The sequence below is a fragment of the Cedecea neteri genome (genome assembly GCF_000758305.1).
Taxonomy (GTDB): domain Bacteria; phylum Pseudomonadota; class Gammaproteobacteria; order Enterobacterales; family Enterobacteriaceae; genus Cedecea; species Cedecea neteri_C.
The window spans coordinates 1,034,463-1,055,859 of record NZ_CP009458.1; the positions used below are offsets into that span (position 1 = coordinate 1,034,463).

The 21,397-nt window shown below is 55.5% G+C and carries 20 protein-coding genes; 9 read left to right on the top strand and 11 right to left on the bottom strand.

Annotated features, from left to right (window positions below):
* Positions 1–7: 7 nt before the first annotated feature.
* The gene (ghrB, locus tag LH23_RS04845) at positions 8–982 is read left to right on the top strand and encodes a glyoxylate/hydroxypyruvate reductase GhrB (protein ID WP_039288999.1); all 975 of its coding nucleotides are present in this window, start codon (positions 8–10) and stop codon (positions 980–982) included.
* A gap of 23 nt (positions 983–1,005) precedes the next feature.
* Here the strand turns inward: ghrB and LH23_RS04850 are convergent, their stop codons facing one another.
* The 3 genes from LH23_RS04850 to LH23_RS04860 form a co-directional block, all read right to left on the bottom strand.
* Positions 1,006–1,350, bottom strand: coding sequence for a hypothetical protein (locus LH23_RS04850; RefSeq protein ID WP_039289000.1), 345 nt, complete (start codon positions 1,348–1,350; stop codon positions 1,006–1,008).
* Between the two features lie 15 nt (positions 1,351–1,365).
* Complete coding sequence (locus tag LH23_RS04855) at positions 1,366–1,635, bottom strand: hypothetical protein (RefSeq protein WP_039289001.1); 270 nt, start codon at positions 1,633–1,635, stop codon at positions 1,366–1,368.
* A 145-nt stretch (positions 1,636–1,780) separates the two neighbouring features.
* Positions 1,781–2,491 (bottom strand): DUF3053 domain-containing protein, encoded by a 711-nt coding sequence (locus tag LH23_RS04860; protein ID WP_039296391.1) that lies wholly within the window; start codon positions 2,489–2,491, stop codon positions 1,781–1,783.
* 390 nt (positions 2,492–2,881) lie between these two features.
* On the opposite strand from LH23_RS04860, the gene LH23_RS04865 reads away from it, so the two are divergent.
* Positions 2,882–3,169 (top strand): HTH-type transcriptional regulator, encoded by a 288-nt coding sequence (locus LH23_RS04865; RefSeq protein WP_039289003.1) that lies wholly within the window; start codon positions 2,882–2,884, stop codon positions 3,167–3,169.
* A 64-nt stretch (positions 3,170–3,233) separates the two neighbouring features.
* On the opposite strand, the gene tcp is transcribed toward LH23_RS04865, so the two are convergent.
* The 4 genes from tcp to LH23_RS04885 all read right to left on the bottom strand — a co-directional run bounded on the left by tcp (position 3,234) and on the right by LH23_RS04885 (position 8,453).
* Positions 3,234–4,895: a methyl-accepting chemotaxis citrate transducer gene (tcp, locus tag LH23_RS04870; protein ID WP_039289005.1), complete on the bottom strand. Its 1,662-nt coding sequence runs from the start codon at positions 4,893–4,895 to the stop codon at positions 3,234–3,236.
* A gap of 171 nt (positions 4,896–5,066) precedes the next feature.
* Positions 5,067–7,136, bottom strand: coding sequence for a glycine--tRNA ligase subunit beta (glyS, locus tag LH23_RS04875; protein WP_039289007.1), 2,070 nt, complete (start codon positions 7,134–7,136; stop codon positions 5,067–5,069).
* 9 nt (positions 7,137–7,145) lie between these two features.
* Complete coding sequence (glyQ, locus tag LH23_RS04880) at positions 7,146–8,057, bottom strand: glycine--tRNA ligase subunit alpha (RefSeq protein WP_016538773.1); 912 nt, start codon at positions 8,055–8,057, stop codon at positions 7,146–7,148.
* Between the two features lie 108 nt (positions 8,058–8,165).
* A complete protein-coding gene (locus LH23_RS04885) occupies positions 8,166–8,453 on the bottom strand; it encodes a YsaB family lipoprotein (RefSeq protein WP_409335184.1) in 288 nt (95 codons plus the stop codon).
* A gap of 199 nt (positions 8,454–8,652) precedes the next feature.
* Here LH23_RS04885 and LH23_RS04890 point away from each other — a divergent pair, with 199 nt between their 5' ends.
* Entirely contained in the window at positions 8,653–9,648 is a 996-nt protein-coding gene (locus LH23_RS04890) for an acyltransferase (RefSeq protein ID WP_039289012.1), read from the top strand.
* Here the strand turns inward: LH23_RS04890 and LH23_RS04895 are convergent.
* Positions 9,645–10,568: a GlxA family transcriptional regulator gene (locus tag LH23_RS04895; RefSeq protein WP_039289014.1), complete on the bottom strand. Its 924-nt coding sequence runs from the start codon at positions 10,566–10,568 to the stop codon at positions 9,645–9,647. The genes LH23_RS04890 and LH23_RS04895 overlap by 4 nt on opposite strands.
* A complete protein-coding gene (locus LH23_RS04900; protein ID WP_039289016.1) occupies positions 10,568–11,107 on the bottom strand; it encodes an isochorismatase family protein in 540 nt (179 codons plus the stop codon). Before LH23_RS04900 ends, LH23_RS04895 begins: the two co-directional genes overlap by 1 nt.
* Before the next feature lie 269 nt (positions 11,108–11,376).
* Here LH23_RS04900 and LH23_RS04905 point away from each other — a divergent pair, with 269 nt between their 5' ends.
* Both LH23_RS04905 and LH23_RS04910 read left to right on the top strand, forming a co-directional pair.
* Positions 11,377–11,964 carry a TetR/AcrR family transcriptional regulator gene (locus LH23_RS04905; protein ID WP_039289018.1) on the top strand — a complete coding sequence of 196 codons (588 nt, stop codon included), beginning with the start codon at positions 11,377–11,379 and terminating at the stop codon, positions 11,962–11,964.
* 23 nt (positions 11,965–11,987) lie between these two features.
* On the top strand, positions 11,988–13,115 hold the full coding sequence (locus LH23_RS04910) for an NADH oxidase (RefSeq protein WP_039289020.1): 1,128 nt from the start codon (positions 11,988–11,990) through the stop codon (positions 13,113–13,115).
* 10 nt (positions 13,116–13,125) lie between these two features.
* On the opposite strand, the gene xylB is transcribed toward LH23_RS04910, so the two are convergent.
* Both xylB and xylA read right to left on the bottom strand, forming a co-directional pair.
* Positions 13,126–14,580, bottom strand: a complete 1,455-nt coding sequence (gene xylB / locus LH23_RS04915; RefSeq protein WP_039289022.1) for a xylulokinase — start codon at positions 14,578–14,580, stop codon at positions 13,126–13,128.
* Between the two features lie 45 nt (positions 14,581–14,625).
* A complete protein-coding gene (gene xylA, locus LH23_RS04920) occupies positions 14,626–15,948 on the bottom strand; it encodes a xylose isomerase (protein WP_039289024.1) in 1,323 nt (440 codons plus the stop codon).
* Between the two features lie 369 nt (positions 15,949–16,317).
* Here xylA and xylF point away from each other — a divergent pair, with 369 nt between their 5' ends.
* The 4 genes from xylF to xylR all read left to right on the top strand — a co-directional run bounded on the left by xylF (position 16,318) and on the right by xylR (position 21,350).
* Entirely contained in the window at positions 16,318–17,310 is a 993-nt protein-coding gene (gene xylF / locus LH23_RS04925; protein ID WP_039289026.1) for a D-xylose ABC transporter substrate-binding protein, read from the top strand.
* Between the two features lie 50 nt (positions 17,311–17,360).
* Positions 17,361–18,902 (top strand): xylose ABC transporter ATP-binding protein, encoded by a 1,542-nt coding sequence (locus tag LH23_RS04930; RefSeq protein ID WP_039289027.1) that lies wholly within the window; start codon positions 17,361–17,363, stop codon positions 18,900–18,902.
* Positions 18,880–20,061: a xylose ABC transporter permease XylH gene (xylH, locus tag LH23_RS04935; protein WP_039289029.1), complete on the top strand. Its 1,182-nt coding sequence runs from the start codon at positions 18,880–18,882 to the stop codon at positions 20,059–20,061. Before LH23_RS04930 ends, xylH begins: the two co-directional genes overlap by 23 nt.
* A gap of 110 nt (positions 20,062–20,171) precedes the next feature.
* Positions 20,172–21,350, top strand: coding sequence for a D-xylose utilization transcriptional activator XylR (gene xylR, locus LH23_RS04940; RefSeq protein ID WP_039289031.1), 1,179 nt, complete (start codon positions 20,172–20,174; stop codon positions 21,348–21,350).
* The last annotated feature ends 47 nt before the right edge of the window (positions 21,351–21,397 follow it).

Genomic DNA, 21,397 nt, shown 5'->3' on the forward strand with positions numbered 1-21,397 from the left:
GAATCTCATGAAGCCGTCCGTCATCCTCTACAAGGCGCTGCCTGACAACCTGCTGTCCCGGCTTGAAAGCCACTTTACCGTCACCCAGCTTGACGATATCAGCCCGGAAACCGTGCAAGCGAACGCTGCGCTGTTTGCCAATGCGGAAGGTATCCTGGGCTCCGGCGGCAAGGTCGACGCTGCGTTTCTCGCGAATACGCCAAAGCTGCGCGCGGCTTCTACCGTTTCTGTCGGCTACGATAACTTCAATGTGGACGCCCTGAACGAACGTGGCGTTGTGCTGATGCACACCCCGACGGTGCTGACCGAAACCGTCGCCGACACCGCCATGGCGCTGATCCTTTCCAGCGCACGCCGCGTGGTGGAAGTCGCCGAGCGCGTGAAGGTGGGCGAATGGCAAAGCAGTATTGGCGCTGACTGGTTTGGTATCGACGTGCATCATAAAACGCTCGGTATTCTGGGCATGGGGCGCATCGGCCTGGCGCTGGCGCAGCGCGCGCACTTCGGCTTCAGTATGCCAATTCTGTACAACGCCCGCCGCCAGCATAAAGAAGCGGAAGAGCGTTTTAACGCCCGATACTGCGACCTGGACACCTTACTGGCCGAGTCTGATTTCGTTTGTATTCTGCTGCCGCTAAGCGACGAAACCCGCCACCTGATTGGCTCAGAGCAAATTGCGAAAATGAAATCTTCGGCCATTTTAATCAACGTCGGGCGCGGCCCGGTGGTGGACGAGAAAGCGCTGATTCAGGCGCTGGAAGAGGGAATAATTCACGCCGCCGGGCTGGACGTCTTCGAACAGGAACCGCTGCCGCTGGACTCCCCGCTGCTCGGCATGCCGAATGTGGTCGCCCTGCCGCACATCGGCTCCGCCACCCATGAAACCCGCTACGGCATGGCGGAATGCGCGGTGGAAAACCTGATTACCGCGTTGACCGGTAAAGTGGAAGTGAACTGCGTGAATCCTCAGGTGCTGAAATAGCTCTTTCGGCGGGCCAGAAAACGCTAGCCCGTCGAATAAATGACATTATGCCGGTATAAGGCGGACTCAAAGTCCTCCTTCATACTGGCATAAAGCAGAATCACCACCTGAGACGGATCGCCGTCATCATAAAAGCAGCGGTAGTCATTATCTGTATCCAGCCACTCCCGAATACGTATTCCTTTGTCGGCCAGAATACCATTAAACCGATAGCGGGCAGGATCGAGAGAAATGGCCGAGACCGAACGCAACAACAAATCATCAATGAGTTTTGCTGCTTCATTATTACCAATAAATTGTGCTTTAAAAAACTCAAGATCCTGGAGGCTGGTTACCGCCGTTTCTGCAAGGGTAATCGATCGACTCATCCCTGATGACCCCTCTTATTTCCTGGCCTGGCGCAGTTTTGCCAGCGCCTCATCAGGAGAGTATGTATTCCCGCTGACGGCTTCCTGCTTTGCCTTCATGATGAGCTTGAGTAATGCATTATTCTGGCGCTCCCTCATCTTCTCGGCTTCTTCAAGCTGGCGCTCTGCGGCCGTCTGAACATATAACTCTGCCACACCGTTTTTGGTGATCCACGCCCCCCCTTCAAAGATGCCGGGGGTGCTAAAGCTTTCACGCGCTGTTTTTTGCGACATTGTTTTAGGCATGGTTTCGCTCCAGTAACACAAGTGGCGTCTATTTTATGAGCAACGAAAGGAGAGGTCAAATTTAGCCTAAATTTGTCACCGTTTGCTGCCCATAAAAAAAGCGGAGTCGCCGTGAAGCGCTCCGCCTTTTCTTAGTGCATAAAACTTACTGCGTTGCAGTCTGTGCTGCGGCCCAGGCCTGAGTAAATGCCTGGTGCTGAGCGGACAGCGGGCCAATCAGCGAGTTGTACTGACTTGCCTGCTGGGAAGTCGGGAACTGAATTCCGCCGTTAGCAAAGCCAACCTGAGTTCCCTGCTGGGCGATAAAATCACCCACCTGCACCAGCTGCTGGGTCAGGGTCTGTGCGGCTGGGATCAGCGGCGCCATGGCATTCGCCGGGCCGGTGACGACTTTCTGGTAAACCTGATAGTAAACGGTTTTCAGATCGTCAGGCTGCTTCAGCGCTGCAAGCGCACCATCGGCCTGCATCTTGGCATTTTGAACCTGCTGACCCAAAACGTTCAGCGAACCGTTAGCCTGGCGCAGCGCGTCGCGCTGGGTCATGTAATCCTGCGGGGCGCGGATGCTATTCACGCTATCCACAACCGGCTTCATGCCTTCGTCCATTGCCTGGCTAACCTGCTGAGAGAAGCCGTACAGAATGGCGTAGTCAGAGACCAGCGGGCCAAATTGTTTTTTCTGATCGGACGTCAGCGTCGGCAGGCGATCGCCGCTACGCATAGCCGTGTTTTGCAGAAAATCGATGAACGCCTTACGCTGGTCGCCTTCTTTATCGAAGCAACCACTCAGGCTCACCACCATTAATAACGCCGCCAGCGGCGCAAACCAGCGAGACCAGGACTTACCTGTCGCCATCATTTCTACTCCTGTCACCAATGCACTACCTGGCAAATTGCCACCCAATAACGATGCTAAGAATAGTCCAACAGCCCTTCGCAAGATACCCTTTCGCAATAATCTCTTATGCTTCTTCCACAGGGGAAGAAAACGATCGAAAAGCCCTGTGGGACGCAGGCTGGCTTAGCTTGCTAAGGATTTGCATAACTATTTACACATTTATACTAATACCCGCCATAAGAACCTTTTCAAGCGCTTACTTCGACTGGGTATTCAGCTGAAACGCATAAGCATTTTTCTCAGCACGTTTAGCCACTAACGTGATCCCACGCACGCTTTAAATCCAGCTACAGTTAATAAGCTTCTTTGCGTTCACGTTCTCGCTGTGTGATTTATGAGGAGTTCTCAATGGAATATAAAGATCCAATGATTGAGCTGCTTAGCAGTCTTGAGCAGATTGTTTTTAAAGATAATCAGGCCGTTAGCCTGAGTCAGAAACCCAGCGCCTTCTCGGAGTTTGAGCAGCTACGTAAAAGCACCGGACTAAAAATCGATGATTTTGCTCAGGCGATGGGGGTTAGCGTGACGATGGTGCAGGAATGGGAGTCCAGACGACTCAAGCCCTCCATCACCGAACTGAAATTAATGCGTCTGATTCAGGCCAACCCAGGCCTCAGTAAGCAGTTAATAAGCTAGAAAAACGTTGCGCCGTTAGAAAACAACCCCGCTATGACGCGGGGTTTGTCATTTCAGAGCCAGATTAAAACGTTTCCCAGTTTGCATCAGAGGCCGAGGCCGTTTGTGGTTTCAATGTCGCTGGCTGCGGGCGAAGTTTTTCCTGCACCGGCTCTACACGACGCCCGCCGGATTGCTGGAGCTGGAACACCGCCACCGCCAGACGCAACTCGCTAGCCTGATCTTCCAGCGCTGCCGCGGCAGAAGCGGACTCTTCCACCAGCGAGGCATTCTGCTGGGTCACGCTGTCCATCTCAGATACCGCCTGCGCCACCTGCTCAATGCCTTTGCTTTGCTCTTCAGAGGCCGACGCGATTTCGCCCATGATGTCAGTCACGCGGGTGACCGCCGAAACGATCTCCTTCATGGTAGCGCCCGCTTCACGAACCTGGCTGGAGCCGGTATCGATGCGCGACACCGAGTTTTCAATCAGTACTTTAATCTCTTTCGCAGCCTGTGCGCTGCGGCTAGCCAGCGTTCTGACTTCTCCCGCAACCACGGCAAATCCACGTCCTTGCTCCCCCGCCCGGGCAGCTTCTACCGCGGCGTTCAGCGCCAGGATGTTGGTCTGGAAAGCAATGCTGTCGATAACACTGGTGATATCCACGATTTTGCCGGAGCTTTCGGCGATTTCGTTCATGGTGCTGACCACACTATCCACCACACGCCCACCTTTCTGCGCGGTTTCGGAGGCGTTTTTCGCCAGACCGGTGGCCTGACGGGCGTTATCGGTGTTCTGCTTCACGGTCGCGGTAAGCTGCTCCATGCTGGCCGCTGTCTCTTCCAGCGCTGCCGCCTGCTGCTCGGTGCGTGAGGAAAGATCGCTGCTGCCGGCAGAGATTTCGCTGGCACCGGTGTAAATAGAATCTGCATTGTCGCGCACCACGCTCACGGTCTTCGCCAGCGACTGCTGCATAGTTTTGAGCCCGGCAGAAAGGCGGCTCATTTCGCTGCGCCCTTCGGCGTCGATCGAGCGGGTTAAATCTCCCTCAGAGATCGCCTGAATATGCCCCATCACGTTTTTCAGCGGACGCAGCAGCACGCGCTGCAGGCCCAGCCAGATAACTACCAGCGCCGCGATGACAATCAGTAAAATGGTGCCCAGCGTCCAGAGCATACCGGTATAGCTGCTTTGGTTCTCCGCGCTGGCGGCCTTCAACAGCCGGGTGTTCTGGGTCAGCCACTGACCGTAAACGGCTTTGAAATCGTCCTGAGCCTGCTGCGCATCGAGGTTGCCGTAGGCCTGGTAGTTATCGGCCTTCAGAAACTCAATGGACTGGGCCATAACGTCGTGCATTTGCTTGAAGCTGGCCGCCGCTTTGTCGTCGAGGGCTTTATCCTGGCCCGGCACATCGTCGGAATCCATATAGCTGGAAAATTGCTTTTGCGCGTCGGCCAACAGCACACCGGCATTCGCCAGCAGCTTGTTCATCGCCTCCAGTGAGGCCGGGTCACGCTGATTTTTCAGGACGCGAATCGCCACGCGGTTGATGGTGACGCGGGTTTCAACCAGCGTCTGGAAGCTGCCGCCCAGCTGCTGCTGCTGGTAGTTCAGCAGGCCGGTATTCTGGAAGTTAAGGCGATCGCTGCTGACGGAGGAGTAGTACAGAGCCCCGGTCACCAGCAAGAGCACGCTGAAGATCCCCAGCGTGGTGATAATTCCGGTGATAACTTTGATATTTTTCATAGCGCCGAACGTTCCTGAGGTAATGGCCGATATGAGATATATCGGTTCGGCGCAGATTTCCCTTACCGCCCCTGGCGCGACTTTTTGTTAATCCATTGATATTTGAAAGTAAAAAAATCAACAAAAAACCCGCCGAAGCGGGTTTCAGGATTTCTTCACAACACAACGCCATTACTGCAGCAGAGAGATGTCTGCCACCTGCAGGAACAGCTCGCGCAGCTTAGTCAGCAGCGTCAGGCGGTTAATACGCAGATCTTTATCTTCCGCGTTTACCATCACCTTGTCGAAGAACTCATCCACCGGCTCGCGCAGGTTGGCCAGCTCTTCCAGAGCTTCCTGGTAACGGCCTTCGGCGAAGTACGGCTGCAGTTTATCGCGCAGCACGACGACGTTGGTCGCCAGACGAATTTCTTCGGCTTCTTTCAGCACGGTGGCCTGCACGGTGTCGTTCAGCACTTCGTCAGACTTGGCAAGAATGTTGGAAACACGCTTGTTAGCCGCCGCCAGAGATGCCGCCGCTTCCAGAGTACGGAAGTGGGAAACCGCCTTCATGCGAGCATCGAAGTCAGCCGGTTTGGTAGGACGACGCGCCAGAACAGCCTGGATGGTGTCAACCGCGTGGCCTTCTTCCTGATACCAGGTGCGGAAGCGACCCAGCATGAAGTCGATAACTTCATCTACCACGTTGGTGTTGGTCAGCTTGCTGCCGTAGAGGCGAACCGCTTCTTCGGTCAGAGTTTGCAGGTCCAGCGGCAGGTTTTTCTCAACGATAATACGCAACACGCCCAGCGCGGCGCGGCGCAGCGCGAACGGGTCTTTATCGCCTTTCGGATGCTGGCCAATGCCAAAGATGCCCGCGAGGGTGTCCATCTTATCGGCAATCGCCACGGCACAGGCCACCAGGTTAGACGGCAGGGCATCACCCGCAAAGCGTGGCTGGTACTGCTCGTTCAGCGCAACCGCAACGTCTTCCGCTTCGCCGTCGTGGCGCGCGTAGTGCATGCCCATCACGCCCTGGGTGTCGGTAAACTCGAACACCATGTTGGTCATCAGGTCGCACTTAGACAGCAGGCCAGCGCGGGTCGCGTGATTCACGTCGGCGCCAATCTGGCCCGCAATCCAGCCGGAAAGCGCTTCGATACGGTTGGTTTTGTCGCGCAGGGTACCCAGCTCTTTCTGGAACAGAACTGTTTCCAGACGCGGCAGGTTGTCTTCCAGGCGCTTTTTACGGTCGGTATTGAAGAAGAACTCGGCATCTGCGAGGCGCGGGCGAACCACCTTCTCGTTACCGGAGATGATCTGCACCGGGTCTTTGGACTCGATGTTCGCCACGAAGATGAAGTTCGGCAGCAGTTTGCCGTCGGCCGCGTAGACCGGGAAGTACTTCTGGTCACCCTTCATGGTGTAAACCAGCGCTTCGGCAGGCACGGCCAGGAATTTCTCTTCGAACTTCGCGGTCAGCACCACTGGCCATTCCACCAGCGAGGTAACTTCTTCCAGCAGGCTTTCGCTCAGGTCAGCCTGACCGCCGATTTTACGGGCAGCTTCTTCGGCATCACGTTTGATGGCGGCTTTACGCGCTTCGTAATCAGCAATGACTTTCCCGCGCTCCAGCAGGATCTGCGGATACTGGTCGGCATTGTCGATGGTGAACTCCGGCTCGCCCATAAAGCGGTGGCCGCGGATCACGCGAGCGGACTGAATGCCCAGAATAGTGGCAGGAATCAGTTCGTCACCCAGCAGCAGCGTCACGGTATGAATCGGGCGCACGAACTGGATATCGGACGCGCCCCAGCGCATCAGTTTAGGAATCGGCAGCTTCGCCAGAGAAGTGGCAATCATGTTTGGCAGCAGAGCCTGCACGCTTTCGCCCTTCACGTGGGCGCGGTACATCAGCCACTCGCCTTTGTCGGTAGCCAGACGCTCGGCCTGGTCAACGGTGATCCCGCAGCCACGAGCCCAGCCTTCAGCGGCTTTGCTTGGTTTGCCTTCAGCGTCGAACGCAGCAGACACCGCAGGGCCGCGTTTTTCAACTTCGCGATCCGGCTGTGAAGCCGCCAGATTAGCGATTTTCAGCGCCAGGCGACGCGGGGCAGCAAACCATTTTACTTCGCCGTGCGCGATGTTGGCTGCATCCAGCTCGGCGGTAACGTTGGCAGCGAAGGACTCAGCCAGGCTGCGCAAGGCTTTTGGTGGCAGCTCTTCAGTGCCGATCTCCACCAGAAAAGTTTTTTCAGACATGGTGGCCTCTTAGTTTTTCTTATTGCACATCGGGAAGCCAAGCGCTTCACGAGAAGCATAGTAGGCTTCGGCCACGGCTTTGGTCAGGGTGCGAATGCGCAGGATATAGCGCTGGCGCTCGGTCACGGAAATGGCCTTGCGCGCATCCAGCAGGTTAAAGCTGTGAGCGGCTTTCAGAATACGTTCGTAGGCCGGGAGCGGCAGCGGAGTTTCCAGCGCCAGCAGCTGCTGGGCTTCTTTCTCGTACTGCTCGAAGCAGGTGAACAGGAAGTCCACGTCGGCGTATTCGAAGTTATAGGTGGACTGCTCCACTTCGTTCTGGTGGAACACGTCGCCGTAGGTGGTTTTCCCCAGCGGGCCGTCGCTCCATACGAGGTCGTAAACGCTGTCTACGCCCTGAATGTACATGGCCAGGCGCTCTAAACCGTAGGTGATTTCGCCGGTCACCGGCTTACACTCCAGGCCGCCAACCTGCTGGAAGTAGGTGAACTGCGTCACTTCCATACCGTTAAGCCACACTTCCCAGCCCAGGCCCCACGCGCCAAGCGTTGGGTTTTCCCAGTTATCTTCCACGAAGCGAATATCATGAATCGTTGGATCCATACCCAGCTCTTTCAGCGACCCGAGGTACAGCTCCTGAATGTTGTCCGGGGAAGGCTTAATCACCACCTGGAACTGATAGTAGTGCTGTAAACGGTTCGGGTTTTCGCCATAGCGGCCATCGGTAGGACGGCGGGACGGCTGCACATAAGCGGTGGCCATTGGCTCCGGCCCTAAGGCACGCAGGCTGGTCATCGGGTGAGAGGTGCCTGCGCCTACTTCCATGTCCAAAGGTTGAACAATGGTACAGCCCTGGCGAGCCCAGTAGTCCTGTAAGGTCAGGATCAGGCCTTGAAAGGTCTTGGTATCAAACTTTTGCATGTTGAATTCGCACGCGTTCGGTGGATTTAAGAGAAGCGGCCAGTATATACGCAAACGCGGTCGAGTTGTATCAACACGGCAACGGAACGGCCGTGAGGGAAAAAGGCGTCAGGTTGTTGCGCGTTGGTTGAGGTTTTCGCGGCTGGAAAGGTGTGAAAATTGACCGCTTTCGTCAAACGAACAGGTAAAGCCCTCTTTGCGGGCCGTGCTGCCCATCATTTCGTAGCTGGCCTGATACTGCTTAAAATCTGACAGATTAATGCGCTGCGGCTGGGTGTTGTAGCGATAAGCGGCCTGATTTTTACAGGCAAGCTCCATCTCCTCGGTGTGAACCACCGGGCGCAACTTCTGCGCGGCCTGACCTTCCTGAGATGGAGAACTGCAGGCGCTGAGCATTAACGCCAGAAAAGCGGTTAAGAGAAGCCTATTTTTTCTTTCTGCCATCATCATTCGCTACCAGTACGTTAAACTCGGTTTCTTATATCGACGCCTCGTGCAGCAGGCATTTTGCGAAGCCGCCACGGGGATAGCAAGATGCGCCGGGCAAACTCAGACATTTCCGGACACGGGTAAGCAAGCGGGTTCAGAGGAACGAATGCAGCAAAAAATAAACTGGATAGACAACCTTCGGGGCATCGCCTGCCTGATGGTGGTCATGATCCACACCACAACCTGGTACATCACGAATCCACACGCCGTCACCGCGTTTAGCTGGGATTTTTCAAACGTTCTGAACTCGGCTTCTCGCGTCAGCGTCCCGCTGTTTTTCATGATTTCCGGGTACCTGTTTTTTGGTGAACGGAGCGCGCAGCAGCGCCACTTTCTCCGGATAGTCAGCTGCCTGCTGTTTTATAGCGCCATTGCGCTGCTGTATATCTGGCTGTTTACCCCCATCAGCACTGGCCTTGCGCTGCGTTACATCCTGGTCAAGCCGGTGTTCTATCACCTGTGGTTCTTCTTCGCGATTATGGTGATTTATCTGCTTTCACCGCTGATACAGGTGAAGAAAGTCAGCGCGGTGACAATCCTGGGGCTGATGGTGCTGCTCGGCGTGGTGGCAAACCCCAACACGGTGCCGCAGACGTTGGGCAACATGCGCTGGATGCCCGTTAACCTCTACATCAACGGCGACACCTTCTATTACGTGCTTTACGGGCTGCTTGGCCGGGCGATTGGGATGCTCGATACCCAAAGAAAAGGCGTCAGCGGCCTGGCGGCCGGCCTGTTTGTGATTTGCGTCATCTCCATTGCGCTGGGCACTCATCGGCAGTTGGAAATCAACAAAAACTTCGCCGAAACCTTCTACGTCTACTGCGGCCCGCTGGTGTTTATCGCCGCCATCAGCCTGCTGGTCGTCGCCAAAAACTGCCTGAACCAGCGCCCACTGCCGGGCCTGACGTTTATCTCACGCTACTCGCTAGGTATTTATGGGTTTCATGCGCTGATTATCCATTACCTGCGTACCCATAATATCGAGCTGACCCACTGGCCGGTGCTGGATATTCTGTGGATCTTCGGTGCGACGCTGGCGGGCAGCCTGCTGCTGGCCTTTGGGATAGGAAAACTCGACCGCAAAAAACTGGTGAGCTAAGCGTCGCGGCTCCTGCCCCTGGCCCGATGAAGCTGGCGCGGGGAGGAAAATCCGGCGGCGCTGGCCGCCTGTTCCATACGCTGCCCCTGCTGAAGCCGCTGTTCCGCCACCGCCAGCCGGAGCTGCTCCAGATAGTCGCGCACGGAAATGCCCAGGTGATGCTGAAAAAGACGGGATAAATGTCGGGGGCTGACGTGAACCCGGCTAGCAATTTCGGGGATCGGCCAGGCTGCCTCAGGCGCAGCCGAGAGCAAATCCTGTGCACGATGCACCGCCGGGTGAATGTGGTTTCGGTAACGTAGCCAGGGCGAAAGCTGCGGATCGTCGCCCGAGCGGCGGAACCAGACCACCATCTCCCTGGCAACATCCAGTGCCACCCGTGGGCCGCAGTAGCGGTTAATTAAATGCAGAGCGAGATCGATCCCCGACGTAATCCCTGCGCTAGTCCAGATGCCCCGATCTTCCACAAAAATGCGGTTGTCTTTCACCTGCGCACCAGGCGCTGCGATTCTCAGCCGCTCAAGCACGTCATGATGCGTTGTGCACTGAATGCCGTGCATCAGACCCGCACGGGCTGCCAGTAGCGCCCCGGAACAAACGCACATCAGATTAAGCTGCTGGCTGTGGATTTGCGGCTGCAGGCGGGTTAACCAGCGTCGGACTTCTTCCGCCTGCGGTGTGGCAAAAAAGCGGTTTGAATCGCATACGCCGGGCAGCACCAGCAGGCTCCCGACGGGAAGGGTTTCAGGTAACGGCTGAATGCCGCTGAACGTCAGGCCGATAGAGGTTTCGACCTCAGGGTCCGGGCCAATGTAGTGCAGGTCAAATGCGTTCTTCGCCAGCACCAGCGTTTCCGCCGGGCCGCTCAGATCGAGGGACAAAACTCCCGGCAGCACCACAAACCAGACCCCTACACTCATTACAGCGACTCCAGGCACTCGGCTACAGTTTGAATTTCGGCGAACCGCCCTGCCAGCACGGTTTCTGTGCGGTGACGCAAGGTGGCGGGGTCCAGCGTAACGCCTTTCCAGGTCATCGGGAAGGTCAGCATTGCCTCGCTAACAAAAGAAACCCGGTAACCCAGGTCAGATGCCACCCGCGTCGTGGTTTCGCAGCATTGCTCGGTGCGGATCCCACAGATAATCAGGTGGTTGATGTCTCTGGTACGGAGCCAATGATCAAGCCCGGTATCGGTGAACGCGTTGTGGACGTGTTTCTGGAAACTGACCGCTGGCTCGTGGCGTAAAAATGGCATCGGCGTAACAAACCCGGAAGCCAGCGAAAAGACATCGTCTTCGTCCACATGGAAGATATCCACCACGGGTATCCCTTTGTGCTGGCAGCCAGCAATAAGCGTCAGCATCGCCAGCTGGAACGCCGGGATATCGTCTTCCTGCCAATAATCCCGGTGAAAGAAAGACTGCTGGGTATCAATATTGATCAGCGCTGAACGTGACATTTTCGGACTCCTTGTTGATGGGGTTAAAACCATTCTGACAAGGGATATCACGGATGCTAAGACCAAAAACGGACAGGATGGTGTTGGTTTGAGACGATGTTTTTTTCGCGACGAGTCCCGGATTAAAAAAACACCTGCGACGATTTCATCCCTGTATCAAAAGTGACTCTTTTTCTTTTTGTGGGGTGGACGCAGAAATCTCTCGCCTAATTATGAAACGGATCGTATCGTAATTAATATCTCCAGTCGAATAAAAGGAATGAAGCCCAATGCACAACGAGGTCACCGCCAGTCCCGGGCGCAAACGTAGCGAAGCTTCACGCCAGGCGATCCTTGAGGCGACCTGGGAACAACTCAATACCCTTGGCTTTCAGGGCATGTCTATTGAGGGTGTTGCCGCTCAGGCTGGTGTCGGAAAAGCGACAATTTACCGCTGGTGGGCCAGCAAAGGGGTTTTAGCTGTGGACGCTTTTTTAGCAGCCATCAACCCCACGCTCGCATTTCCTGAAACGCCCTTCGCTCGCCGTGATATCGAACAGCAATTGGATAATCTCGTCCGGGTTTACCGCGGCCGCGCTGGTGCGCTTTTTGGTGAAATGATTGGTGCCAGCCAGGCTGACGCAGAGATGCGTGCCGCATTTTACACTGGCTACCTGAAGCCCAGGCGTGAAGCCGCCAAGGCCGCTTTCCGGCGGGGTATTGAACTGGGCCAGTTTCGTTCAGGGCTGGATCCGGAAGCACTGGTTGACTCGCTATATGGCCCCATTATTTACCGAATGCTAACCGGCATCTTCCCGCTGGATGCCGCTTTTGTTGAACATACCCGCCGCGTTGTTTTTGACGGCATAACGCCTTAATTAAGCAATACAGGACACACCCCATGACTGACAACTTCGAAGGCCTGGTACTCCGTTCAAGCCTGATGCCAGACGGTACGCTAACGCTGCAGGCAGCATCAGAGACAGTGCCGACCCCGGCCAGTGACGAAATTGTGATTCGGGTTGAAGCCGCGCCTGTGAACCCTGCCGACCGCCTGATGATGTTCCCAGGACTGAAACCAGATGCGCTGGAGGCAATAACAGTCAACGGCTTTCCTGGCGTTCGGGGGACTCTCTCGCCGGATGCGATAAAAGGAATGTCTGCACGTATTGGCCAGGCGCTTGCCGTCGGCAATGAAGGAGCAGGCACAGTCGTTGCAGCGGGTCGCGACGTGCAGCAGTACCTGGGGCGGGTTGTAGCTTTGCGTGATGGCATGTATGCCCAATATCGGCTGGCAAAGGCCACAGAGTGCTTTTTGCTGCCAGCAGGCATCACCGCCGTGGAAGGTGCGGCCGCGTCGATCAACCCGATGACGGCACTGGGGATGGTGGAAACCATGAGGCGGGAAGGGCACACCGCGCTGGTACATACCGCCGCGGCGTCAAGCCTGGGACAAATGCTCCTTCGGCTGTGCCAACAGGAAGGCATTGAACTGGTTAATATTGTTCGCCGCCAGGCGCAGGTCGATATTCTGTCCGGCATGGGGGCTCGCCATATCATCGACAGTTCACGCCCGGATTTTGAGTTATGCCTGACGCAGGCCCTGGAGGAAACAGGGGCGACGCTCGCTTTTGACGCCATTGGCGGAGGCACTATGGCCAGCACGCTACTGGCCTGTATGGAACAGGCCCAGCGGCGCTCACTTCCGTTCAGCCGATACGGTTCACCCGTGCATAAACAAGTTTATATCTATGGCGTGCTGGATCCTTCACCTCGTCTTCTGCAGGGTGATTATGGCGCAGCCTGGGGCGTTGGCGGCTGGCTGATGACCCACTTCCTCACTAAAGCCGGGGCGAACGTCACGCACCGGCTCCGTGAAAAGGTTGCCGCTGAACTGACAACCACCTTTGCCAGTACTTATGCGGCACACATATCCCTGAGCGAAGCACTGGATCCGGTCATCATAACGGCCTATTCCTCCGGCTCGACCGGCACTAAATATTTGCTGGAGCCCCACGCTCTAAGGTAAATGACGACGCTCAGGTCATCAGTGGCAACAGCTGCTGATAAATCTGGTTAAAGACCTGGCGGCGCCCGGCATAGCGCTGGTGGCGAGCAAGATCAGGCTGATGTCTTTGCTCCAGCGGCGGTTGAGGCAACAGAGCCTGTAAAGGCTGGCCCGGAGAAAGCGCAATTTGCGCCAGACGTGCCGCCCCAAGCGCAGGCCCAACATCACCGCCGGTGCGGTAATCCAGCACCTGGCCGCTGATATCAGCCAGCATTTGCCGCCAGTACGGACTGCGCGCGCCACCGCCAATCAACGTGATGCTGGCTGGCGTAATGCCGCATTCATGCACAACGTCCATGCCGTCAGCCAGCGCATAGCCCACACCTTCCAGCACCGCGCGGGCAAGCTCGGCGGGGCCGTGCTGATGGGTCAGGCCAAAAAAGGTGCCTTTAGCCTGCGGGTTATTATGCGGAGTCCGCTCCCCGGAAAGATAAGGCAGGAACCAAACCACGCCGGCGTCCGAATTTGCCTGCTCTGCCGCCGCCAATAGAGCCGGTACGCTGCCCAGGCCGGTGAGTTTAGCCGCCCAGTCAAGGCAAGAGGCCGCACTCAGCATCACCGACATTAAGTGCCAGCGGTTAGGTAACGCATGACAAAAACTGTGTACTGCGCTTTCCGGCCTGCTGCGGAAGCCGTCACTGACGGCAAAATAAACCCCGGATGTGCCGAGCGAGAGCATTGCCTGCCCAGCATCGACCATGCCGACACCAATAGCCCCTGCGGCATTGTCACCTCCGCCCGCCACAACGGGTACCGCAGGCATTTTCCAGGCATCAGCAACTTCCCGCGTTAGCACGCCGGTGATTTCACTGCCCTCAAACAATTCAGGCATATGCCGCCGGGAAAGGCGACAGGCATCAAGCATCGTGTCGCTCCAGTCGCGTTTCGCCACATCCAGCCACATCGTGCCAGCCGAATCGGACATGTCGCTGGCAAATTCTCCGGTCATTCTCAGACGCAGATAGTCCTTCGGCAGCAGCACTTTATTGATTTGCGCAAAGATCTCCGGTTCATGACGTTCGACCCACAGAAGCTTAGGTGCGGTAAAGCCAGGCATCATCAGGTTACCGGTTATCGCTCGCGCCTCTTCCACGTTGCTTTCCAGCAGCGCACATTCCTCGCCGCTGCGGCCATCGTTCCAAAGGATAGCCGGGCGAAGCACGCGCTGTTTGCTGTCCAGCAACGTTGCACCATGCATCTGGCCAGCAAGTCCAATCGCTTTTACACCACTGAGTGAGTGTTCCGTGCCGAGCGCGCGCATCGCGCGATCGGTAGCCTGCCACCAGTGTTCGGGATCTTGCTCAGACCAAAGGGAATGAGGCCGGGATACGGTCAGCGGCTCGCTGCATGTAGCCATCACTTCACCTGCTTCACTGAGCAGGATTACCTTCACGCCCGAAGTGCCAAGATCGATGCCGATATACATGGTAGCTCCTTAATATCGCGCCGCTTTTCAGCGGCGCAGGCAAGTTTAGTTATCGAACAAATAGTGGTTAATCAGGTTTTCCAGCCGCTCCTGATGCCCGCTTTGATGCTGCGGGGCCAGCTTGTGCTGCTCAGCGTACTGCGCCAGCTGCGTGAGCGATATCTGCCCTTTAAGAATTTGCTGGCCCAGCTCACTATTCCACCCGGCGTAGCGTTTGGCGACACGTTTATCAAGCTCGCCGTCTTCAATCATGCGGGCAGCCACTTTCAGCGCCAGCGCCATCGTATCCATGGCGCCGATATGACCATAGAACAGGTCGTATTTGTCGGTACTCTGGCGGCGTACTTTGGCGTCGAAGTTCAGGCCACCGGTCGTGAATCCACCGGCTTTCAGGATCTCATACATCACCAGCGCGTTTTCCTCGACGCTGTTCGGGAACTGATCGGTATCCCAACCTAGTTGCGGATCGCCCCGGTTAGCATCCACCGAGCCAAAAATACCCAGCGCAATCGCGCTGGCGATTTCGTGGTGGAATGAGTGGCCGGCAAGCGTCGCGTGGTTAGCCTCAATGTTCACCTTTATCTCTTTTTCGAGACCAAACTGCTTCAGGAAGCCGTAGACCGTCGCCACGTCGTAATCGTACTGATGTTTGGTCGGTTCCTGCGGCTTCGGTTCGATAAGCAACGTGCCGCGGAAGCCGATTTTATGCTTGTGCTCAACGACCATTTGCATAAAGCGCCCGATTTGCTCTCGCTCCTGCCGCAGGTCCGTATTCAGCAGGGTTTCATACCCTTCGCGCCCGCCCCACAATACATAGTTTTCCCCGCCTAATTGATGCGTGGCGTTCATGGCCGTCACGACTTGCGTCGCTGCCCAGGTGAAGACTTCGGGATCGGGATTCGTGGCTGCTCCAGCGCCGTAGCGGGGATGGGTAAAGCAGTTAGCCGTACCCCACAGCAGCTTCACGCCGCTGTCCTGCTGTTTTTGCGCCAGGACTTCCGTCATCTGTGCAAAATTGTTCAGGTATTCCTTAAGCGACGCGCCTTCCGGCGACACGTCAACATCATGAAAGCAGTAATACGGCACGCCCAGTTTCTGGAAAAACTCAAACGCCACATCAGCCTTGCGCTTCGCAAGCGCCATCGCGTCTCCGGCCTGCTGCCACGGGCGTTCAAACGCGCCGACACCGAACATATCCGCGCCCGTCCAGCAGAATGTGTGCCAGTAGCAGGCCGCAAAACGCAGATGCTCTTCCATGCGTTTTCCAAGAATTAAAGCATCCGGATCGTAGTGGCGGAACGCCAGTGGATTAGTGGTTTTAGGGCCTTCAAAACGCACGCGTTCGAGTTGGTCGAAATAAGCTTGCATAGTTAACTCCGTCATCAGAAAACTGCGGCAGGATAGCTGGTCAGCTCATCCTGAATTTTCCCTGACGGTTGCTCAATTACGTTATTTCACACTGGGATTGAGAGAATACTCAAATGTGCGTCACCTCGCAAAAAAAGAATAAAATAATAAATAAACATCGCGTAACTGCTTCCATAAATTAGTGCAACAGACTAGCCATTCAATATGAAATCAGATCGCCATCATAATTTTACGATTAAACAAAAAAACATAACGCGAAGATAAAAATCAGTAATTGATGCTTTCCCCCAGAGCGATAACAATTCAAACCGTCTGCTGATATGAATCATTCTTTACTCCGATAAGCCCTTTCCCGACAGGTAAAATAATATGAAGATAAAGAACCTCTTAGTCACGCTATGTGCCTCACTTATCCTTACCAGCGTAAGTGGCATCGCAAAAGAAGTGAAAATCGGTATGGCGATTGATGACCTTCGCCTCGAGCGCTGGCAGAAAGATCGCGATATTTTTGTGAAAAAAGCGGAATCGTTAGGCGCAAAAGTTTTTGTCCAGTCCGCCAATGGCAACGAAGAAACGCAGATGTCGCAAATTGAAAATATGATCAACCGAGGTGTTGATGTATTAGTGATTATTCCTTACAACGGCCAGGTATTAAGTAACGTGGTCGCAGAGGCTAAACGTGAAGGCATTAAAGTGCTCGCCTACGATCGCATGATTAATAATGCTGACATTGATTTCTATATTTCTTTCGACAATGAAAAAGTCGGTGAATTACAAGCAAAAAGCATCGTAAGCAAAGTGCCGCAAGGGAACTATTTCTTAATGGGTGGTTCACCAGTAGATAATAATGCGAAATTATTCCGCGCCGGGCAGATGAAAGTATTGAAACCTTATATCGACGAAGGAAAAATTAAAGTCGTCGGCGATCAATGGGTTGACGGCTGGCTGCCGGAAAACGCGCTGAAAATTATGGAAAATGCCCTGACGGCAAACAATAACAAAATTGATGCCGTTGTCGCCTCTAACGACGCCACTGCGGGCGGCGCAATTCAGGCGTTAAGTGCGCAAGGGCTGGCGGGGAAAGTGGCTATTTCGGGTCAGGATGCCGATCTCGCGGGCATTAAACGCATTATTGCCGGCACACAAACGATGACCGTCTATAAACCGATTACCAAACTGGCGGACACCGCCGCTGAAATTGCCGTCGAACTGGGTGAAGGCAAACAGCCAGCCGCTGACGCCACATTAAATAATGGCCTCAAAGATGTCCCATCCCGCCTCTTAACGCCTATTGAGGTGGAAAAAACCAATATCGACAGCACCGTCATTGCCGACGGTTTCCACAAAAAGAGCGATCTCTAGCCGCCAGGCCTGCGCATATGCAGGCCTTCTCTTTCACCAGGAGGAGCCTAATGCCTCATTTGTTGGAAATGAAAAACATCACCAAATCCTTTGGGCCGGTGAAAGCCGTGGATAACGTAAGCCTGGCTCTGGAAGCTGGAGAAGTGATGTCGCTATGCGGTGAAAATGGCTCAGGTAAATCCACGCTAATGAAAGTGCTGTGCGGTATTTACCCTCACGGCAGCTATGAGGGCGAGATCTGGTTTGCCGGTGAGCCGCTGCAGGCAAACCATATTCGCGACACAGAACGTAAAGGCATCGCCATCATTCATCAGGAGCTGGCGCTAGTGAAGCACCTTACGGTGCTGGAAAACATCTTTCTTGGCGTAGAGATTACACATCGCGGCCTGCTCGACTTCGATGCCATGACATTACGCTGCCAAAAGTTGCTTGCCCAGGTGAACCTGACGCTCTCCCCGGAAACACGCGTGGGGGATTTGGGGTTGGGGCAGCAGCAGTTAGTGGAGATAGCGAAGGCGCTGAACAAGCAGGTCAGGCTACTGGTTCTGGACGAACCCACCGCCTCGCTCACCGAGCAGGAAACCGCCGTGCTGCTCGGGATAATTCGCGATCTGCAGGCGCACGGCATCGCCTGTATTTATATCTCCCACAAGCTCAATGAGGTGAAAGCCATTTCCGACACCATCTGCGTGATTCGCGACGGGCAGCCCATTGGCACTCGCGAAGCTAAGCAGATGAGCGAGGACGATATCATCACCATGATGGTTGGCCGGGAGCTGACCGCACTGTACCCCAGCGAACCCCACCAAACCGGTGATGAGATCCTGCGCGTCGAACACCTGACCGCATGGCACCCGGTCAACCGGCACATTAAGCGAGTCAACGATGCCTCGTTTTCTCTGCGAAAGGGGGAAATTTTGGGTATTGCCGGGCTGGTCGGCGCAGGAAGAACCGAGGCGGTGCAGTGCCTGTTCGGCGTCTGGCAGGGGCGCTGGGAAGGCGAAATCTACATCGATGGGCAGCAGGTCAGTATCAATAACTGCCAGCAGGCCATCGCTCACGGTATCGCCATGGTGCCGGAAGACCGCAAGAAAGATGGCATCGTACCGGTCATGGCCGTGGGGCAAAACATCACGCTTGCCGCATTAAGTCAGTTTTCGGGGGCCTTAAGCAGCCTGGATGAAGCACAAGAACAGCAATGCATGCTGCAGTCGCTGAAACGCCTGAAAGTCAAAACATCATCACCGAACCTGGCGATTGGCCGCCTGAGCGGAGGGAACCAGCAGAAAGCGATTCTTGCCCGCTGCCTGTTGCTCAATCCGCGCATCCTGATACTCGATGAGCCCACGCGAGGCATCGACATTGGCGCGAAGTACGAAATATACAAACTTATCAATCAACTGGTGCAGCAGGGGATAGCCGTCATCGTCATCTCCTCTGAACTCCCCGAAGTGCTCGGCCTGAGCGATCGCGTGCTGGTGATGCACGAAGGCCGCATAAAAGCCGATTTGATTAACCATAATCTGACCCAGGAAAAGGTCATGGAAGCCGCCCTGAGGAGTGACCCCCATGTCGAAAAGCAATTTGTCTGAAATGAAACTGACGGCACCAGGCCGTGCTCCCGCTGGGGCATTAAAATCGCTGAACCTGCAGGTTTTTGTCATGATTGCCGCGATTGCCGTCATCATGTTGTTCTTTACCTGGCAGACGGACGGTGCTTACCTGAGTGCCCGCAACGTCTCCAACCTGCTTCGGCAAACGGCTATTACCGGCATCCTCGCGGTGGGCATGGTGTTCGTCATTATTTCGGCTGAAATAGACCTCTCGGTTGGCTCAATGATGGGGCTTCTCGGCGGCGTGGCGGCCATTTTTGACGTCTGGCTAGGCTGGCCTTTGCCACTCACGATTGTTGTCACGCTGGCCCTGGGGCTGGTTCTCGGGGCATGGAACGGGTGGTGGGTTGCCTATCGCAAAGTGCCTTCGTTTATCGTCACGCTCGCGGGCATGCTGGCATTTCGCGGCATTCTTATCGGCATCACCAATGGTACAACCGTGTCACCGACCAGTGGGGCCATGTCGCAAATAGGGCAAAGCTATTTATCAGACGGCATTGGTTTTACCGTTGGCGTTCTCGGGTTGACGGCATTTATTGCCTGGCAGTGGCGGTTGCGTATGCGTCGCCAGACTCTCGGCCTTGCCGCGCCGGCATCGGGAGGCTTGGTTGGCCGTCAGGCAATCACGGCAGTGGTCGTGCTCGGCGCTATCTGGCTGCTGAACGACTATCGAGGCGTCCCGACGCCGGTACTGCTCCTTGCTTTGCTGCTGCTCGCCGGGATGTTTATGGCCACCCGAACTGCGTTTGGCCGCCGCATTTACGCCATCGGCGGCAATATTGATGCCGCGCGCCTTTCGGGAATAAATGTCGAACGTACTAAGCTCGCCGTGTTTGCGATAAACGGCCTGATGGTGGCGATAGCCGGGTTAATTCTTAGCTCGCGCCTCGGGGCCGGCTCACCTTCCGCAGGGAATATCGCCGAACTGGATGCTATCGCCGCGTGCGTCATTGGTGGAACCAGCCTGGCAGGCGGTATAGGCAGCGTCGCCGGTGCGGTGATGGGGGCGTTTATTATGGCCTCTTTGGACAACGGCATGAGCATGATGGACGTCCCGACCTTCTGGCAGTACATCGTGAAAGGCGCCATTTTGCTGCTCGCGGTATGGATGGATTCTGCGACCAAACGCCGGGCTTAACAGGCCTGGCGGGCAAAACGTGCAAACGATCACAATGCCGGGGTGGCGTTCCCCGGCACGCTCGCGGCTGTGATATGCAGACATCAGGTTAGCTACGGGAAACTATCGGCATGTTTGAGAAACGTCATCGCATCACGCTGTTGTTTAACGCCAATAAAGTCTACGACCGCCAGGTCGTCGAAGGTGTGGGGGAATATTTGCAGGCCTCTCAGTCAGAATGGGATATTTTTATCGAAGAGGATTTTCGCGCCCGCATTGATAATATCAAAGAGTGGCTGGGCGACGGCGTGATTGCCGATTTTGACGATCGGGAGATTGAACACTTACTGGAAGGTGCTGAAGTCCCGATTGTCGGCGTCGGTGGCTCCTACCACACACCGGAGCACTATCCCGCAGTGCATTACATCGCGACAGACAACCACGCGCTGGTAGAAAGCGCCTTCCTGCACCTGAAAGAGAAAGGCGTGCAGCGTTTTGCGTTTTATGGGTTGCCCGGCTCAAGCGGCAAACGCTGGGCGGCCGAACGCGAGCACGCTTTTCGCCAGTTGGTTGCGAAGGAAAAGTACCGGGGCGTGGTTTACCAGGGCTTAGAAACGGCGCCAGAAAACTGGCAGCACGCCCAGAACCGCCTGGCGGACTGGGTGCAAACGCTGCCGCCACAAACCGGCATTATTGCGGTCACGGACGCCCGAGCTCGCCACCTGCTGCAGGTTTGCGAGCACCTGCATATTCCCGTCCCGGAAAAGCTTTGCGTGATCGGCATCGATAACGAGGAACTGACCCGCTATTTATCGCGGGTTGCGCTCTCGTCAGTGGCACAGGGTACGCGTCAGATGGGCTATCAGGCCGCCAAACTGCTGCATCGCCTGCTGGACAGTGAAATCCTGCCGCTGCAGCGCGTGCTTGTGCCGCCGGTGAGGGTTGTGGAACGCCGCTCCACGGATTATCGCTCGCTGCACGACCCGGCGGTGATCCAGGCGATGCACTACATTCGCAATCACGCCTGCAAGGGAATTAAAGTCGAACAAGTGCTGGATGCGGTCGGGATCTCGCGTTCAAACCTGGAGAAACGTTTTAAAGAAGAGGTTGGCGAGACGATTCACGCGGTGATCCACGCCGAAAAACTGGAAAAAGCGCGCAGCCTGCTGATTTCAACTTCTTTATCTATCAATGAAATATCACAGATGTGCGGCTACCCGTCTTTGCAATATTTCTATTCGGTATTTAAAAAAGAGTATGACGCCACACCTAAAGAGCACCGCGATCGCTTTAGCGAAATTTTAGTTTAAACCTCTAAATAACAATGCCCTCCGAAGAGGGCATTAATATACATGTA

Bases quoted from the DNA above. Each gene is read 5' to 3' on its own strand.
- ghrB (WP_039288999.1), top strand. From the start codon at position 8: ATGAAGCCGTCCGTCATCCTCTACAAGGCGCTGCCTGACAACCTGCTG.
- LH23_RS04850 (WP_039289000.1), bottom strand. From the start codon at position 1,350: ATGAGTCGATCGATTACCCTTGCAGAAACGGCGGTAACCAGCCTCCAG.
- LH23_RS04855 (WP_039289001.1), bottom strand. From the start codon at position 1,635: ATGCCTAAAACAATGTCGCAAAAAACAGCGCGTGAAAGCTTTAGCACC.
- LH23_RS04860 (WP_039296391.1), bottom strand. From the start codon at position 2,491: ATGGCGACAGGTAAGTCCTGGTCTCGCTGGTTTGCGCCGCTGGCGGCG.
- LH23_RS04865 (WP_039289003.1), top strand. From the start codon at position 2,882: ATGGAATATAAAGATCCAATGATTGAGCTGCTTAGCAGTCTTGAGCAG.
- tcp (WP_039289005.1), bottom strand. From the start codon at position 4,895: ATGAAAAATATCAAAGTTATCACCGGAATTATCACCACGCTGGGGATC.
- glyS (WP_039289007.1), bottom strand. From the start codon at position 7,136: ATGTCTGAAAAAACTTTTCTGGTGGAGATCGGCACTGAAGAGCTGCCA.
- glyQ (WP_016538773.1), bottom strand. From the start codon at position 8,057: ATGCAAAAGTTTGATACCAAGACCTTTCAAGGCCTGATCCTGACCTTA.
- LH23_RS04885 (WP_409335184.1), bottom strand. From the start codon at position 8,453: ATGCTCAGCGCCTGCAGTTCTCCATCTCAGGAAGGTCAGGCCGCGCAG.
- LH23_RS04890 (WP_039289012.1), top strand. From the start codon at position 8,653: ATGCAGCAAAAAATAAACTGGATAGACAACCTTCGGGGCATCGCCTGC.
- LH23_RS04895 (WP_039289014.1), bottom strand. From the start codon at position 10,568: ATGAGTGTAGGGGTCTGGTTTGTGGTGCTGCCGGGAGTTTTGTCCCTC.
- LH23_RS04900 (WP_039289016.1), bottom strand. From the start codon at position 11,107: ATGTCACGTTCAGCGCTGATCAATATTGATACCCAGCAGTCTTTCTTT.
- LH23_RS04905 (WP_039289018.1), top strand. From the start codon at position 11,377: ATGCACAACGAGGTCACCGCCAGTCCCGGGCGCAAACGTAGCGAAGCT.
- LH23_RS04910 (WP_039289020.1), top strand. From the start codon at position 11,988: ATGACTGACAACTTCGAAGGCCTGGTACTCCGTTCAAGCCTGATGCCA.
- xylB (WP_039289022.1), bottom strand. From the start codon at position 14,580: ATGTATATCGGCATCGATCTTGGCACTTCGGGCGTGAAGGTAATCCTG.
- xylA (WP_039289024.1), bottom strand. From the start codon at position 15,948: ATGCAAGCTTATTTCGACCAACTCGAACGCGTGCGTTTTGAAGGCCCT.
- xylF (WP_039289026.1), top strand. From the start codon at position 16,318: ATGAAGATAAAGAACCTCTTAGTCACGCTATGTGCCTCACTTATCCTT.
- LH23_RS04930 (WP_039289027.1), top strand. From the start codon at position 17,361: ATGCCTCATTTGTTGGAAATGAAAAACATCACCAAATCCTTTGGGCCG.
- xylH (WP_039289029.1), top strand. From the start codon at position 18,880: ATGTCGAAAAGCAATTTGTCTGAAATGAAACTGACGGCACCAGGCCGT.
- xylR (WP_039289031.1), top strand. From the start codon at position 20,172: ATGTTTGAGAAACGTCATCGCATCACGCTGTTGTTTAACGCCAATAAA.